This window comes from Gordonia alkaliphila, from assembly GCF_039542465.1.
Taxonomy (GTDB): domain Bacteria; phylum Actinomycetota; class Actinomycetes; order Mycobacteriales; family Mycobacteriaceae; genus Gordonia; species Gordonia alkaliphila.
This window is the reverse complement of record NZ_BAABIE010000001.1, coordinates 187,138-203,231: the sequence shown is the minus strand read 5'-3', so window position 1 is coordinate 203,231 and position 16,094 is coordinate 187,138. Positions and strand designations below refer to the sequence as shown.

The 16,094-nt window shown below is 70.4% G+C and carries 15 protein-coding genes; 8 read left to right on the top strand and 7 right to left on the bottom strand.

Going from position 1 to position 16,094, the window contains the following annotated elements; translation table 11 throughout:
* Positions 1–8 precede the first annotated feature (8 nt).
* Complete coding sequence (locus ABD989_RS00945) at positions 9–1,520, top strand: glutamate-cysteine ligase family protein (RefSeq protein ID WP_345312101.1); 1,512 nt, start codon at positions 9–11, stop codon at positions 1,518–1,520.
* A 10-nt stretch (positions 1,521–1,530) separates the two neighbouring features.
* On the opposite strand, the gene ABD989_RS00940 is transcribed toward ABD989_RS00945, so the two are convergent.
* The gene (locus ABD989_RS00940; protein WP_345312100.1) at positions 1,531–2,607 is read right to left on the bottom strand and encodes an NAD(P)H-dependent amine dehydrogenase family protein; all 1,077 of its coding nucleotides are present in this window, start codon (positions 2,605–2,607) and stop codon (positions 1,531–1,533) included.
* Between the two features lie 142 nt (positions 2,608–2,749).
* Between ABD989_RS00940 and ABD989_RS00935 the strand changes: the two genes are divergently transcribed.
* On the top strand, positions 2,750–3,583 hold the full coding sequence (locus ABD989_RS00935) for a glycerophosphodiester phosphodiesterase family protein (protein ID WP_345312099.1): 834 nt from the start codon (positions 2,750–2,752) through the stop codon (positions 3,581–3,583).
* Between the two features lie 16 nt (positions 3,584–3,599).
* Here ABD989_RS00935 and ABD989_RS00930 read toward each other — a convergent pair whose 3' ends face one another.
* From ABD989_RS00930 to purL, 4 genes are read right to left on the bottom strand one after another with little or no spacing between them, the layout of a single operon-like run.
* Positions 3,600–4,184, bottom strand: coding sequence for a CD225/dispanin family protein (locus ABD989_RS00930; protein WP_246993965.1), 585 nt, complete (start codon positions 4,182–4,184; stop codon positions 3,600–3,602).
* 2 nt (positions 4,185–4,186) lie between these two features.
* Positions 4,187–4,645, bottom strand: coding sequence for a DUF2752 domain-containing protein (locus ABD989_RS00925; protein WP_246993964.1), 459 nt, complete (start codon positions 4,643–4,645; stop codon positions 4,187–4,189).
* Position 4,646: 1 nt separating this feature from the next.
* Complete coding sequence (locus ABD989_RS00920) at positions 4,647–5,195, bottom strand: CD225/dispanin family protein (protein WP_425556455.1); 549 nt, start codon at positions 5,193–5,195, stop codon at positions 4,647–4,649.
* A 19-nt stretch (positions 5,196–5,214) separates the two neighbouring features.
* Positions 5,215–7,494, bottom strand: a complete 2,280-nt coding sequence (gene purL, locus ABD989_RS00915) for a phosphoribosylformylglycinamidine synthase subunit PurL (RefSeq protein ID WP_345312098.1) — start codon at positions 7,492–7,494, stop codon at positions 5,215–5,217.
* Positions 7,495–7,607: 113 nt separating this feature from the next.
* Here purL and eccA point away from each other — a divergent pair, with 113 nt between their 5' ends.
* Positions 7,608–9,353, top strand: coding sequence for a type VII secretion AAA-ATPase EccA (gene eccA, locus ABD989_RS00910; RefSeq protein ID WP_345312097.1), 1,746 nt, complete (start codon positions 7,608–7,610; stop codon positions 9,351–9,353).
* A 109-nt stretch (positions 9,354–9,462) separates the two neighbouring features.
* Here eccA and cysC read toward each other — a convergent pair whose 3' ends face one another.
* A complete protein-coding gene (gene cysC, locus ABD989_RS00905; RefSeq protein ID WP_345312096.1) occupies positions 9,463–11,301 on the bottom strand; it encodes an adenylyl-sulfate kinase in 1,839 nt (612 codons plus the stop codon).
* A complete protein-coding gene (gene cysD, locus ABD989_RS00900; protein ID WP_246993961.1) occupies positions 11,301–12,215 on the bottom strand; it encodes a sulfate adenylyltransferase subunit CysD in 915 nt (304 codons plus the stop codon). Before cysD ends, cysC begins: the two co-directional genes overlap by 1 nt.
* A gap of 145 nt (positions 12,216–12,360) precedes the next feature.
* On the opposite strand from cysD, the gene ABD989_RS00895 reads away from it, so the two are divergent.
* From ABD989_RS00895 to ABD989_RS00875, 5 genes are read left to right on the top strand one after another with little or no spacing between them, the layout of a single operon-like run.
* Positions 12,361–12,942, top strand: coding sequence for a DUF2249 domain-containing protein (locus ABD989_RS00895; RefSeq protein ID WP_345312095.1), 582 nt, complete (start codon positions 12,361–12,363; stop codon positions 12,940–12,942).
* A 10-nt stretch (positions 12,943–12,952) separates the two neighbouring features.
* The gene (fdxA, locus tag ABD989_RS00890; protein WP_246993959.1) at positions 12,953–13,300 is read left to right on the top strand and encodes a ferredoxin; all 348 of its coding nucleotides are present in this window, start codon (positions 12,953–12,955) and stop codon (positions 13,298–13,300) included.
* Positions 13,301–13,322: 22 nt separating this feature from the next.
* Positions 13,323–13,964 carry a helix-turn-helix domain-containing protein gene (locus ABD989_RS00885; protein WP_345312094.1) on the top strand — a complete coding sequence of 214 codons (642 nt, stop codon included), beginning with the start codon at positions 13,323–13,325 and terminating at the stop codon, positions 13,962–13,964.
* A 38-nt stretch (positions 13,965–14,002) separates the two neighbouring features.
* Entirely contained in the window at positions 14,003–14,926 is a 924-nt protein-coding gene (locus ABD989_RS00880; RefSeq protein WP_246993957.1) for an enoyl-CoA hydratase, read from the top strand.
* Positions 14,926–16,092 (top strand): acyl-CoA dehydrogenase family protein, encoded by a 1,167-nt coding sequence (locus tag ABD989_RS00875; RefSeq protein WP_345312093.1) that lies wholly within the window; start codon positions 14,926–14,928, stop codon positions 16,090–16,092. The genes ABD989_RS00880 and ABD989_RS00875 overlap by 1 nt, the downstream gene beginning before the upstream one ends.
* Positions 16,093–16,094: the final 2 nt, after the last annotated feature.

Below are 16,094 nucleotides of genomic sequence, written 5' to 3'. Positions count from 1 at the left end.
TGGGGTGCATGGGCGAAGACGTCAGCCGTCAGCAGTTCACCGGCGCCGATCGCGTGCGCTTCCGATCGCAGGTCTCGCGCGGCACCGAGGCCATCGCGCGCATGCTGGTCGAGGGCCTGTTCACCGATCACGGTCGGCCGCCGGAACCGCTGCTGGGCATGGAGGTGGAGCTGAACCTGATCGACGCCGCGGGCAATCCGGCCATGGCCAACGCCGCCGTGCTGGACGTGATCGCCGATCCGGATTATCAGACCGAACTGGGCCAGTTCAACGTCGAGATCAACGTGGCGCCGCGGCCGTTCGTCGGCGCCGACACCATCGGTCTGGAGCAGGCGCTGCGGGGTTCGCTCAATCGGGCCGAGGCGGCGGCCGCGACCACCGGGAACCACCTGGTGATGATCGGCATGCTGCCGACCCTGCGCGACGAGCACTTCCGCCACCACTGGATCTCGGCCAATCCACGCTACGACCTGCTCAACGAGCAGATCTTCGCCGCCCGCGGCGAGGATCTGGAACTGGACATCACCGGCGTCGAACTGGCCGACGACCGCGACCGCGAACACCTGCAAATCACCACCGATTCGATCCTCCCCGAAGCGGCCTGCACCTCGCTGCAACTGCACCTGCGGGTGGCGCCGGAAGACTTCGCCGCGCACTGGAATGCGGCGCAGGCGGTCTCCGGCGTGCAGGTCGCGATCGCCGGGAACTCTCCGTTCCTGGCCGGGAAGGCGCTCTGGCACGAGACCCGGATCCCGGTGTTCGAGCAGGCCACCGACACACGTCCGCTGGAGTTGAAGAATCAGGGGGTGCGGCCGCGCGTCTGGTTCGGCGAACGCTGGATCAACACCATCTTCGACCTGTTCGAGGAGAACACCCGCTACTTCCCCGCCCTGCTGCCGGTCTCCACCGACGTCGATCCGCTGGCCGTCCTGGACGCCGGCGGCATCCCCGAGCTCGACGAGCTGCGGCTGCACAACGGGACCGTGTACCGCTGGAACCGCCCGGTGTACGACGTGGTGGACGGGCGGGCGCATCTGCGCGTGGAGAACCGGGTGCTGCCCGCCGGGCCCACCGTGATCGACATCATGGCCAACGCCGCCTTCTACTACGGGGTGGTGCGCGGGCTCGTCGAATCCGAGCAGCCGGTCTGGTCGCAGATGTCGTTCGACGCCGCGCGGGAGAACCTGGCGGCCGGCGCGCACTGGGGCATGCGGGCGCAGCTGTACTGGCCCGACATCGGCTGGGTGCGGCCGGACGAGCTGACGCTGCGCAAACTGCTCCCCATCGCCGAGCGCGGTCTCACCTCGTTCGGCGTCTCCGAGAAGACCCGTCGCCGGTACCTGGAGGTGATCCGCGGCCGGTGCCTGACCCAGCAGACCGGATCGGTGTGGCAGCGCCGGGCGGTGGCCGCCCGCGAGCGCGCCGGCGATTCACGCGCGCAGGCCCTGCACGGCATGCTGACCGACTACACCGTGCTCATGCACGAGGGCGAGCCGGTCCACACCTGGCCGACCCCCTGATCCGTTCCGGTCAGCCGGCAACGAGCCCGCGGCCGGTCACCAACGGCATGTCCAGCGCGGTCAGGATCCCGGGTGCGGCGGCGACCACGGCGGGTACCGAGTTCACCAGGCGCATGGCGGTGACGATCATGCCCGAGACGTTGTGGTCGCCGTCGCGCCCGTGATGACCGAACTCCACGGTCATCTCCGGCTCCCCGTGCACCATGATCCGATAGCAGCCGTCGCCGCGATCGGGCCGCGGCCACTGCGGGCACTGGTCGGGGTGGGTACGGGTGACGTGTTCGAGGACCACCCGGTCCACGCCGTCGACCTGGCCGACGATCTCGAAGCGCAACGCCGCGAGCGTGCCCGTCGGGATCTCGACGGACACGGTGGAGTAGTCGCGGTCGGCGGGCACGCGTTCGGTCCGCTCGATCAGCGGTTCGTCGAGGGTCACGCCGAGCCCGGCCGCCAGCTGTCGCACCACCGACCCCCACGCCAACGACAGCACGCCCGGCGACGCCAGCACCGACGGGAAGTCCATCGGCTGTCCGAACCCGAACAGCTGGCCCATCGCCACCGGCTGGTTGTAGGTGGAGTAGTCGGCGATCTCCAGGCAGCGCACCTCGTCGATGGACTGCGACAGGCTGGTCATCGACAACGGCAGCACGTCGTTGGCGAAGCCGGGGTCGATCCCGTTGACGTGCAGGCTGGCCCCGCCCTCGCGCGCCGCGGCGGCCACCTGGTCGATGATGGAGTCGGGCAGCACGCCGTAGGGGAACTGCAGGATCACCGGGCCGGAGGAGACCACGTTGATACCCGCGCGCAGGAAGCGCTGGAGATCCTGGATCGACTCCATCACGCGGTCGTCGGTCATCGCCGTGTGCACGATGGCGTCCGGTGCCAGCGCGATCAGGGCGTCGGCATCGCCGGTGGCGAGCACACCCAGGTCGCGGCCGAGTCCGGCCAGCTCGCCGGCGTCGCGGCCCACCTTGGCCGGGTCGGACACCCACACGCCGACCAGTTCCAGCTCCGAATGGGCGTCGATCCCGGCGATCGCATGCCGTCCGACGGTCCCGGTGGACCACTCCACTACGCGCACAGTCATTTCTCGACCGTAGTGGCTCCGGGCCTTCAGTGTCTCGGGCATCCACCGCGGAGGCGTCGCGAAACTGTTGCGGTCGGTGTGCTGTGACCATCAAGCGCGTCGATCTCGCGGCGCCGGTAACGTCGCGGGGGTGGTTCCCCCGGTGGCAGTGACGCACGCGCGCGGCACCACCCTGCTCAAATGGCACCGGGCCCGGCGGACCGCCACCGATCCGCCGTTCACGGCGCAGCGGATCGTCGAAGGCCTGCGCGCCGGCGCCAGTGTGGAAGTGGACCTGCGGATCCACGCCGACCGCGGTTTTGCCGTGCTGCACGACCACCGTCTCGACCGGGAGACCACCGGCCGCGGCGCGGTGGCCGCCACTCCGGCGGCCCGCCTGCGCACCATGGCGTTGCGCGACGGCACCGGGAAACCCAGTGGGCACGGCGTCCTGCTGCTCGAGGATCTCGCCGATCTGCTGGCCGACGCGCCCCTCCCCCGCTCGGCACTGCTGCAGCTGGACTACAAGCAGGAGGCGCGCGATCTGGACGCGCGGTCGGTGGCGGCTTTCGCCGCGGCCACGGCGCCGATCGACGAGCACCTGATCCTGTCGTGCGGCGACGCCGACGCCGTCCGCATCCTCACCGACGCCGCCCCGGGCGTCGCGGTCGGCTTCGACCCCTGCCACCGCGGGGCGGCCGGTCGCGCGCTGGCCTCCGGCGACTTCGCGGGGTTCGTCGACCGTGCCTGCCTGGCGTCGCCGCGCGCGACGACGATCTATCTGGAGATCCCGCTGGTGCTCGGTGCCGCGGACGCCGGCTTCGACCTGATCGGCGCCTTCGGTGCGCGCGGACGCGCGGTGGACGCGTACACGCTCGGCGGTGCGGCGAACGTCGGCATGGTGCCGATCGTGGCCGGGCTGCTGGAGCTGGGTGTCGATCAGCTCACCGTCGACGATCCGGAGGGCCTGCTCGCGCTCCTGACCGACGCGGACTGACGCCGGTCGTCGCCGGTCAGGTGCCGTAGGTGCCGGGCTGGTTCGACGTGTTCGGGTCCACGTTCAGGGCCCACACGAAGAAGAACACCACCGCGAGGATCATCACCGCGATTCCGACCGCGCAGCTGATCCATGCCCACAGAGCGAGCGTCCTGGACGAGTCGGCGGCGGCCTCTGCTTCCTGCCGTTGCCCGGCCATCCACAGTCGGTTCACCGAGTTGGCCTTGGTGAAACCGAGGATGCCGAGCACCAACGGCGCCAGGCCGGCCGGCGTGGCGAAGCAGGTCACCAGGAGGATACCGCCGACCACCATCGCGCCGATCGACGACGACTGCCCGGTTGCCGGAGCCGGTCCCTGCGCCGCGAAGACCGATTGCGGCGAGGCGGGATGGGCCGGGTAGGCCGCACCCGGATACGGGGCGATCGAATACGGGACCGGAGGCGGCGCGGCCTGCGAGTAGGGGTCCTGCTGGTGCGGATCCTGTTGGTACGGATCCTGTTGGTACGGGTTCGGGGCGTACGGATTCGGGGTCGCGTGCTGTGTCGGCTCGTACGCCGACCACTGCTCGCCCCGATCCTCCGGTTCGGCGGGCCCGGTCATCGTCACACCTTCCACGCATCGAACGGCGGGAACGGCAGGTTCCGCACCACGGCCCACGCCAGGGTCGCGACGAGCAGCGCCATCGGCGCGTATCGCAGGTGCTGCCATCCGCGCACGCGCCGCCCCTTCCACAGGCCGAGCGTGTACGTCACGAACGACGCGGCCAGCAGCACCAGCGCGACCAGGCCGAAGGCGTTATAACTCACCGCCGCACCGAGGTCACCGTGCATCAGGCTGTACAGCATCCGCGAGGTGCCGCACCCCGGGCAGTTGAGGTGCAGCAGCGCATTGGTCGGGCAGGGCGGAATGATCCCGCCGGGCGTCGTCGGATCGGCGAACCACACCAGCGCGCCCGTCGCGACCGCACCGGCCACGATCACCGCGGGACCGGCGATCCGGTGCCGCGCCACCGCGTAGACGGCAGCGACCACCCGATCCCCGGTTCCCACGGCGGTGGTCATGTCAGGCGTTGTTCACCGCGGCCACGATGATCACGACGTAGATGAGCCCGAAGATCACCCAGGACGCCACCGCAGCGACAGCCGACCAGATCGCGAACTTCTTCGCGTCCTCGGCGGCCTGCTGAGCGCCGGCGTGATCGCCCATCGCCCACAGCTTGCTCACCGACGTCGACTTGATGATCGACACCACGCCCAGCGGCAGGCAGCACAGCACGGTGCTCAGGATGGCCCAGACCAGGTTGTCGTCCGGCGGCATCCCGGGCGCACCACCGAACTGCGACGGCTGCCCGTACTGCGCTTGCCCGTACTGGGGCTGCGCGAACTGGGCACCGTACTGCGGCTGCTGACCGTAATCGGGCTGCCCGAACTGGGGTGTCTCACCGTACTGGGGTGCCTGCCCGTACTGGGGTGCCTGCCCGTACTGGGGTGCCTGCCCGTACTGGGGCGTCTGACCGTATTGGGGCTGACCCAACTGGGTCGCGTCATACGGGTTCGGCTCGTACGGCTGGTCCCCGCCGGCATTCCCGTTGTTGTCGTTCGGGTTCGTCATCCCATGCGCCCTCTCGTGCTCAGCCGAAGTACCGGGGCAGCGTGCCCTCGTGCACCTCACGGAGGTCGTCGAGGGTCACCGAGAACTGCCCCTGCACCTCGACGCTGTCGCTGCCCTGATCCACCACGCCGATCCGCACCCACGGCAACTCGCGGGCGCCGAGCATCGCGGTGAACCGCGACTCCTCGGTGCGCGGTACGGCCACCAGCACGCGGCCGGCGGACTCGGAGAACAGGGTGACGAACGGGTCGGCGCCCTCGGGCAGGACCAGTCGGCAACCGGTCTCACCGGCCAGTGCCGACTCGGTCACGGCCTGGATGAGGCCGCCCTCGGACAGGTCGTGCGCGGCCGAGATCATGCCGTCGCGCGATCCGGCCACCAGCACCTCGCCGAGGATGCGCTCGCGCTCGAGGTCCACCTGCGGCGGCACGCCGCCGAGGTGATCGTGCTCCACCTGCGCCCAGATCGAGCCGTCGAACTCGTCACGGGTGTCGCCGATCAGGATCAGCGACTCGCCGGGTTCGGTACCGAAGCCGGTCGGCAGACGACGGTCCACGTCGTCGATCACACCGAGCACCGCGACCACCGGGGTCGGCAGGATGGCGGTGCTGCCGGTCTGGTTGTAGAAGCTGACGTTGCCGCCGGTCACCGGGATGCCCAGCTGCGCGCAGCCGTCGGCGAGGCCGCGGACGGCCTGGCTGAACTGCCACATCACGCCCGGGTCCTCCGGCGAACCGAAGTTGAGGCAGTTGCTCACGGCCAGCGGCGTCGAACCGGACGCCGACACGTTGCGGTAGGCCTCGGCCAAGGCCAGCTGCGCGCCGCGGTACGGGTCCAGGAAGGTGTAGCGGCCGGAGGCGTCGGTGGCCAGGGCGATGCCGCGGCGGGTCTCCTCGTCGATCCGGATCACACCGGAGTCGGCGTGCTCGGCCAGCACGGTGTTGCCGCGGACGTAGCGGTCGTACTGCTCGGTGATGAACTTCCGGCTGCACAGGGCCGGGCTGGCCAGCAGCTTGAGGAAGGTGGCGCGGAGTTCGTCGCCGGTCACCGGGCGCTGCAGGCCCGCGGTGGTCGAGGCGACCACCGCATCCTGGGTGTCCGGACGCACCACGGGGCGCTCGTACACGGGGCCGTCGTGCGCCACGGTGCGCGGCGGCACGTCGACGACGGTCTCGCCGTGCCAGGTGATCTCCAGGCGCTCGCCATCGGTCACCTCGCCGATCACGGTCGCCAGGACATCCCACTTGCGGCAGACGTCCATGAAGGCGTCCACGTCTTCGGGCTTGACCACCGCGCACATGCGCTCCTGCGATTCGCTGGAGAGCACCTCGGCCGGGGACATGCCCTCGGCGCGCGTGGGCACCTTCTCGAGCTGAATCGCCATGCCGCCGTCACCGGCCGCAGCCAACTCGGACGTGGCGCACGCCAGTCCGGCGCCGCCGAGGTCCTGAATGCCCACCACCAGTTCGTTCTGGTAGAGCTCCAGGCAGGCCTCGATCAGGACCTTCTCGGTGAACGGGTCGCCCACCTGGACGCTCGGCAGCTTCTTGCGGCTCGGGCCACCGTCGTCTTCGAAGGTCTCCGAGGCCAGCACCGACACGCCGCCGATGCCGTCCAGGCCGGTCCGCGCGCCGAACAGGATGATCTTGTTGCCCGCACCGGAGGCGAACGCCAGGTGCAGGTCCTCGGCGCGCAGCAGGCCCGCGCACAGCGCGTTGACCAGCGGGTTGCCCTGGTAGCTGGGGTCGAAGACGGTTTCGCCGCCGACATTGGGCAGGCCGAGGGAGTTGCCGTAGCCGCCGATGCCGCGCACCGCGCCGTCGAGCACGCGCCGGGTGTCCGGGTGGTCCACCGCACCGAAGCGCAGCTGGTCCATCACCGCGATCGGGCGTGCGCCCATGGCCATGATGTCGCGCACGATGCCGCCGACACCGGTGGCCGCACCCTGGTAGGGCTCGATGTAGCTGGGGCTGTTGTGCGATTCCACCTTGAAGGTGACCGCCCAGCCGTCGCCGACGTCCACCACGCCCGCGTTCTCACCGATACCGGCGAGCATGCCCGCCCGCATCTCGTCGGTGGTGGTCTCGCCGAAGTAGCGCAGGTGCACCTTCGACGACTTGTAGCTGCAGTGCTCGGACCACATCACCGAGTACATGGCCAGTTCGGCGTCGGTGGGTCGACGACCGAGGATCTCGCGCACCCGCGCGTACTCGTCGTCCTTCATACCGAGCTCAGCGAAGGGCTGCGGAAGGTCCGGGGTATCGGCGGCGTGGGAAACGGTATCTACCTGGGCGCTCACAGCAGACAGTCTATGCCAGCGACGAGAGTGCTTCGCCCACGGCGGAACCCGGGCGGCCGCTACAGTCGAAATCGGGCAGTTCGGGGCTGCCGCCAGCGAGGTTCGGGGGGACCATGACTGATCGACGACGCATCGCGCGCCAACTCTTCGACGCCGGACTGATCCGGCTCGGCCTCGGGCTCGACGGCCACGATCATCCGCCCGATCCGGCCGGGGCCCGACTCGCCTTCACCCGCGCCACCGAAGCCGATCCGACGATGGGCGACGCCTGGCTCGGCCGCCTGGCGACCGGCGACACCGGCGGTGCGACCCTGCTCGGGCTGTACCGGGCGCGCGAGCACATCGGGGCGCAGCAGCGGCGCGTCGGGCTGCCGGTGGGCCTGCTGTGCGGACGGGCGCCGACCGGCATGTTCGTCGACTATCCGGTCGCCGACGCCACCCAGGCCGCACTGGCTTACGCCGGGTCCCTCCTGATCGGCGACGATCCCGACGGTGCCCGCCGCGTGTTGGAGCCGCTGGACGCGTCGCTGCCGATCGTCGAATTCTCTTGGGCCGCAACACATCTGCGTTCCCGCGCCTGGGCCGAGGCACTCGGCGCCCTCGCGCACCTGGACGCGTGGACCGACGACTGCCTGGCCGCCGCGGGGCAACTCGTGGCGGGTACGGCCTGCGTGCACCTGGGCCTGTTCGACGAAGGGGTCCGGCGGTTGGAGCAGGCCCAGCACGGGCCGCTGACCAACTGCCGGGCGCAGGCGGTCTTCACCATCGCGATGGCGCGACGTGCCCAGGGCGACGAAGCCGCCGCCCGCGCGCTGCTCCAGGAGGCCTACGCTCTGGACCCGGAACTGACCGAGGCCGCCACCGCGCTCGCCGACCCCGCCTACCGGCTGGTGCTCGCCGATGCGGCGTCGAGCGAGCCGGCCGTCGATCCCGACTCCGCGGCACCGCCGCCCGAGGACGTCCGCCTGGCCGAGCTCGAGCGCGAACTCGACGAGCAGGTGGGGCTCGCCGCGGTGAAGCAGGAGGTGGCCCGGCTGCGGTCCACCGCGACGCTGGCCAAGCTGCGGGCCGACCGCGGGCTGCGCACCGGCGACCGCAGCCTGCACCTGGCGTTCACCGGTCCGCCCGGCACCGGCAAGACCACCATCGCGCGGATCGTCGCGAAGCTGTACTGCGCGCTGGGTCTACTCGCCACCGACCGCGTCGTGGAGGCCTCGCGCCGGGATCTGGTGGGCGAACATCTCGGATCCACCGCACCGAAGACCGCGCGGGTGATCGACTCGGCGCTCGACGGCGTGCTGTTCCTCGACGAGGCGTACACCCTGATTCAGGAGGGCTTGTCCGGCGGCGACGCCTTCGGCCGCGAAGCCCTCGACATGCTGCTGGCCCGGATGGAGTCCGACCGCGACCGGCTGGTGGTGATCATCGCCGGCTACGACGACGAGATCGACCGACTGTTGGCCGCCAACGAGGGCCTGGCCTCCCGCTTCGCCCGGCGGATCCGATTCCCGTCGTACACCCCGGACGAGTTGACCCGGATCACCGAGGTGCTGGCCGACCGCCGCGACGCGCGCCTGACCCCGGCGGCCGCGGCCGCCGCGCGCGAGGCCTTCGCCGAGCTGTACGACGCGGTGCTCGACACCCCCGTCGGCCCCCGCCGCGGCACCGACGCCGCGGGCAACGGCCGCTACGCCCGCAACCTGCTGGAGGCGGCCGAGGAGGAGCGCGAGCATCGGCTCGCCACGTCCGCGGACCTGTCCGCCCTCACCGAAGCCGAACTGATGACCGTCGACGTCGCCGACCTCCGCGCCGCCCTGCGCCGCGTCGACCACCGGCGCCCGCTGCCCCCTGCCCCCTGACCCCACCCCTGACCTCCGTGTCGCGACCCTGTCGACGGGTCGCTCGCGGAGCCCCGCGAGCGCCGCGGCAACAGGGTCGCGGCACGCCGGCCGGTCCGGGAACCGGCGGCTACAGGCCCAGGTTGCGCAGGATCGCCGCGGCGGTGTCGGCGGGGGCGCCGTCGGCCGGGGTTACCACGATGTCCGCGTTCGCCGGGCGCTCGTACGGCGAGTCGATGCCGGTGAACTGGGTGATCTCGCCGGCGCGGGCCTTGGCGTACAGGCCCTTCGGGTCGCGCGCCTCGCACTCGGCCAGCGGGGTGTCCAGGAAGACCTCGTGGAAGGGCAGGCCCTTGGCCTCGTGGATCTCCCGGGCGCGCTGGCGCTCCTGCTCGAACGGACTGATCAGCGAGACGAGCACCACCGCACCGGAATCGGCGAACAGCGCCGCCACTTCCGCGGTGCGCCGGATGTTCTCGCGGCGGTCGTCGTCGCTGAAACCGAGGTCGGCGTTGAGCCCGTGGCGCAGGTTGTCGCCGTCGAGCAGGTACGCCGGCTGCCCGGAGGCCACCAACCTGCGCTCGAGTTCGATGGCGAGCGACGACTTGCCCGAGCCGGACAGCCCGGTCATCCAGATGGTGGCGCCGCGGTAGGCACGCTGCTCGCGCGTCACCTTGGTGTCCTGCCACACGACGTTGGTGTCGCGCGCGACGGGCCCGGTGATCATGCCCGCGGCGACGGTGGCGTTGGTGGCCTCGTCGATCAGGATGAAGCTGCCGGTCTGCCGGTTGCGGCGGTACTCGTCGAACAGCAGCGGCTGCTGCGCGTGCAGCGTGAGCCGGCCGATCTCGTTGAGCGCCAACGACGTCGCCTGCTCGTCGCGGTGCAGCGTGTTCACGTCGAGGCGATAGTTGAGCCCGGACACGGTGACCCGCGTCTGGCGGGTGCCGCACAGGATCAGGTACGACGATCCCGGCGTCAGCGTGCCGGCCTCGGAGAACCAGCACACCATCGCGTCCACGTCCCGGTCCACGTACGGCCGGTTGTTGGGGCGCACGATCATGTCGCCGCGCACGATGTCGATCTCGTCGGACAGTTCCATCGACATGGCCATCGGCGCGAAGGCCTCGGTGAGCTCGCGCCCGCCCGGACCCCACAGCCGCTTGATGGTGGTGCCGAAGCCGCTCGGCAGCACCACCACCTTGTCGCCCACGGAGAAGGAGCCGCCGCCGATGGTCCCCGCGTAGCCGCGGTGGTCCAGCCCGTCGCTGCGCTGCGGCCGGATCACGTACTGCACACCGAAACGCGCGTCGATCAGGTTACGGTCCGACGAGATGTAGACGTTCTCCAGGTGCCCCAGCAGCGGGCGACCCTCGTACCAGTCCATCGCCGCGCTGCGGGTGACCACGTTGTCGCCCTGCAGGGCCGAGATCGGAATGAACGTCAGGTCGCCGACCGCCAACTTGGCCGAGAAGGCGACGAACTCGTCGCGGATCTCTTCGAAGCGCTCCTGCGAGAAGTCGACCAGATCCATCTTGTTGACGCAGATGGTCAGGTGCGGGATCCCCAGCAGCGACGACAGGAAGGCGTGCCGACGCGTCTGCTCCAGGACGCCCTTGCGCGCGTCGATCAGGATGATCGCCAGGTCGGCCGTCGACGCTCCGGTCACCATGTTGCGCGTGTACTGCACATGGCCCGGCGAGTCCGCGATGATGAACTTGCGCTCGGGGGTGGAGAAGTAGCGGTAGGCGACGTCGATCGTGATGCCCTGCTCGCGTTCGGCGCGCAGTCCGTCGGTCAGCAGCGACAGGTCGGCGAACTCGTCGCCGCGGCTCGCGCTGGTGCGCTCGATGGCCTCCAGCTGATCGGTGAAGATCGACTTCGAGTCGTAGAGCAGGCGTCCGATCAGCGTGGACTTGCCGTCGTCGACGCTGCCCGCGGTGGCGATGCGCAACAGTTCCCCGGCCATCAGAAGTACCCTTCCTTCTTGCGGTCTTCCATGCCGGCTTCGGAGATCCGATCGTCGGCGCGGGTGGCGCCGCGCTCGGTGATGCGGGTCGACGAGACCTCGGCGATCACCGCTGCGGGCGTGGCGGCGTCGCTTTCCACGCAACCGGTGCAGGTGGCGTCGCCGACGGTGCGGAACCGCACCTGCGCCAGGTGACTGGTCTCGCCGGGCGCCACTTCCAGGAAGCGGGTCTTGGCCAGGAGCATGCCGTCGCGCGGGACCACCTCCCGTTCATGCGCGTAGTAGATCGGCGGCAGGTCGATCTCTTCGGCCTCGATGTAGCGCCAGATGTCGAGCTCGGTCCAGTTACTCAGCGGGAACACGCGGATGTGCTCGCCCCGGTGGTGGCGGCCGTTGTACAGGTTCCACAGCTCGGGTCGCTGGTTGCGCGGATCCCAGGTACCGAACGAGTCGCGGAAGCTGAACACGCGCTCCTTGGCCCGCGCCTTCTCCTCGTCGCGGCGGGCCCCGCCGAACACGGCGTCGAACCGGTTCTCGGTGATGCCGCGCAGCAGCGCCGCGGTCTGCAGCCGGTTGCGGGAGCTCCCGACACCGGTCTGCTCCACCACGCGCCCGGCGTCGATGTCGTCCTGCACGTGCGAGACCAGCAGTTTGACGCCGGTTTCGGCGACGACGCGGTCGCGGTACTCGATCACCTCGTCGAAGTTGTGGCCGGTGTCGACATGCATCAGCGGGAACGGCATCGGCGCGGGCCAGAACGCCTTGCGCGCCAAATGGAACATCACCACCGAGTCCTTGCCGCCGGAGAACAGCATTCCGGGTCGCTCGAAGGTGGCCGCCACCTCGCGGAAGATGTGGACCGACTCGGCCTCCAACTCCTCCAGGTCCGACAGCTCGTAACCCTGCTTGTCCATCCCGCTCCCATCTGACGCTCACGCGGCATACGGATATGAGGGTAGTGGGCCCCGCTCCTCGGTCGCGGGAGGTGGCGGTGGTTGTCGGACGCGCCGACCCCCGGTATTTTTATAAGTACTAATCATTTTAATTCGGGAGGCAGCAGTGTCCGACGTGATCATCGATGTGCGCGAGATCCCCAAACCGCAGCGGCATCCGCAGATCTTCGGGGCCTTCGACGGCCTGGCGGTGGGCGACGCCGTGATCCTGGTGAACGACCACGATCCGATCCCCCTGCACAATCAGTTCGCCGAACGCCATCCCGGCGGCTTCGCGTGGGACTACCTGGTCCGCGAGCCCGGCGACTTCCGCATCCGGATCAGCAAGACGCTCGACGCACCGGCGCCGCGCCTCCTGGGCAACAGCGCCGACGCCGTGGCCGGCGGCGAGGCCGGGGTGGCCTGGAAGCTCGATCTCGACGACCGCCCGCTGGACGCCAACATCATCACGCTCGCGCCCGGCGGCGGCATCGGTGAGCACGTCGGCGGCGAGGTGGACGTACTCGTCCACGTCCTCGACGGCACCGGCGTCGTCGGCACCCAGACCGGCCCGGTGCCGGTGTCCGCCGGCGACCTGCTCTGGCTGCCCAAGCATTCCCGCCGGTCGTTCCGCGCGGGCGACGGCGGCCTCTCGTATCTGACCGTCCACACCCATCGCGAGCCGACGCTCGCCATCACTCCGCGCTAGGAGGAATCCCGTGACCTACGTGATCGCGCAGCCGTGCGTCGACGTCCTCGACCGCGCCTGCGTCGAGGAATGCCCGGTGGACTGCATCTACGAGGGCGGGCGCGCGCTGTACATCCACCCCGACGAGTGCGTCGACTGCGGCGCCTGCGAGCCGGTGTGTCCGGTGGACGCCATCTTCTACGAGGACGATCTGCCCGACGAGTGGCTGCCGTACCTCACCGACAACGCCGACTTCTTCACTGCGACGCTGGACGGCCGGGACGCGCCGCTCGGCTCGCCCGGCGGCGCCGCGAAGATCGGTGCGACGGGTAGCGATGCGCCCCTCGTGGCCTCGCTGCCGCCGCAGTCCGCGGACTGACACGGCCCGCCGGAACAAGCTGATGACGCTGCGCCAGGACCTGCTCGCGGTGCTGCAGGACGCCGAGGAGCCGCTCACCGTGGACCGACTGGCGGCCGCCACCGGGCGGCCGGCCACCACGGTGCGCTTTCACCTCGATCGCCTGCTGCGCGACGACGCGATCGTCGCGGCGCCGGTCGGGGGTCCCGGGCCCGGGCGGCCCCGCCTGGCCTACACCGCGCACGGTCGGATGGACCCCACCGGCGCCCGCGACTTCGACCTGCTCGCGCAGGCCCTCGCCGCGGCGCTGGCCGACGATCCGGACGGTCCACGGAAGGCCACCGCCGCCGGTGCCGTGCTCGGTGCCGATCGTGCGGACCCCGCTGCCGACCCGCTCGACGACCTCCTCGACGTGCTCATGGAGGCCGGCTTCTCCCCCGCTGTTTCGGGCGGCGACCGGATCCGGCTGCGCCGCTGCCCGTTCCTCGAAGCTGCCCGCGCCCACCCCGCGGTCACCTGCGCGGTGCACCGCGGCCTGATGCAGGGCGTGCTCGACGCGCCGCGCACCGGCACGACCGGCGGCGCCGGCTGGCAGCTGGCCGCGCTGGAGGCCTTCGTCGACGGCGATCACTGCGTAGCGCGGGTGCGTCGACCCGCGCACCGCGCCGAACTCCGCGCGCCCTGAGCTACCAACCAAGCACTTGCTAGGTTAGAGTCGGAGGCATGAGTGCAGCCGTCATTCCGCCGCCCCTGGGCCGCGACGATCTGACCGCCGAGTCCAGTCCGATCGCCTACGAAACCGGCGGTCCCGACAACGCGGTCGCCTACGTGACCCTGAACCGACCCGAGTTCCGCAACGCGCAGAACTCGGTGATGACCTACTCGTTGGACGCCGCCTTCGGCAAGGCCGTCGACGACCCGGCCGTCAAGGTGATCGTGTTGCGCGCCAACGGAAAGCACTTCTCCGCCGGCCACGACATCGGCACCCCCGAGCGCGACTTCGACACCTTCTACCCCAACACCGCGACCCTGCACTGGGACCACACCCGCGGCGACGGCCAACCCCTGGACAGCAACCAGCGCCTGGCCCGGGAGATCGAGGTCTACATGGGGATGTGCCGCCGCTGGCGGGAGATCCCCAAGCCGGTCATCGCGCAGGTGCACGGCGCCTGCATCGCGGGCGGCCTGATGCTCGCGTGGTCGGCCGACTTCATCGTCGCCTCCGACGACGCCTTCTTCTCCGATCCCGTTGCGCGCATGGGCATTCCGGGCGTGGAGTACTTCGCCCACGCCTACGTCCTGGGCGCCCGCCGGGCCAAGGAGATCCTGTTCACCGGCCAGCGCTTCACCGCGGCGCAGGCCCTCGACTGGGGCATGGTGAACCACGTGACCGGGCGCGAGGAACTCGAGGCCAAGGTCGACGACCTCTGCGCGCAGATGGTCGAGATGCCGATGCAGGGCCTGTTCCTGTCGAAGAAGGCCGTCAACATCTGCGAAGACCAGATGGGAATGCGCAACGCGATGGACTCGGTGTTCGGATGGCACCACTTCGCGCACGCGGCCAACGACGCCGACTCCGGCGACTCGCTCGGCGGCATGGACGCGCGCAGCATGCGCGATGCCGCCCAAAAGAAGGGTGACGCCTGATGGATCTGCAGTTCGACGACGCCGCCCAGGCCTTCCGCACCGAGGTCCGGGAATGGCTGGCGGCCCACGTGCCCGCCGAGCCGCTGCCGTCCATGGACACCGCGGAAGGCTTTGAGGCACACCGCAAGTGGGAGGCCGAGATGGCTGCCGACAACATGTCGGTGGTCAGCTGGCCGGTGGAGTTCGGCGGCCGCGACGCCCCGCTGCTGCACTGGATCATCTTCGAAGAGGAGTACTACCGCTCCGGCGCGCCCGGCCGCGTGAGTCAGAACGGCATCTTCCTGCTGGCGCCGACCCTCTTCGAGCACGCCAACGACGCCCAGCTGGCACGGATCATGCCGCGCATGGCGCGCGCCGACGAAATCTGGGGCCAGGCCTGGAGCGAGCCGGAGGCCGGCAGCGACCTGGCGTCCCTGCGCTCGACGGCCACCCGCACCGAGGGCGGCTGGCTGCTCAACGGCCAGAAGACCTGGAGCTCGCGCTCGAGCTTCGCCGACTGGGGCTTCGGCCTCTTCCGCACCGACCCGGACCAGGCCCGCCACAAGGGCATCACCTACTTCATGTTCGATCTGCGCGCACCGGGCGTGACCGTGCGGCCGATCGCCCAGCTCGACGGCGAAGCCGGTTTCGCCGAGCTCTTCCTCGAAGACGTCTTCGTGCCCGACGACCCGGCCGACCCCGGTGCCTCCGGAGTGATCGGCGAGGTGAACAACGGCTGGAAGGTGGCGATGAGCACCGCCGCCAACGAGCGCGGCCTGTCGCTGCGCTCCCCCGGCCGCTTCCTCGCCGCCACCGACCGGCTGCTGCGCCTGTGGCGCGAGCGCCGGGACGACGTCCCGGCCACCGCCGGCGTCGACACCGGCGTCGCCGACGCCTGGATCGGGGCGCGCGCCTACGAGCTGTCGACCTACCAGACGGTCAGCCGCCTGGCCGCGGGCGGACAACTCGGCATGGAGTCGTCGATCAACAAGGTGTTCTGGTCGCAGTGGGACATCGCCGCCCACGAGACCGCACTCGATCTGCTCGGCGTCGACGCCGAACTCGACTCGGCGTGGCTGGACGGCTACCTCTTCTCGCTCTCCGGCCCGATCTACGCCGGTACCAACGAGATTCAACGCAACGTGATCGCCGAGCGCCTGCTCGGCCTGCCCCGTGGGGACCGATAACC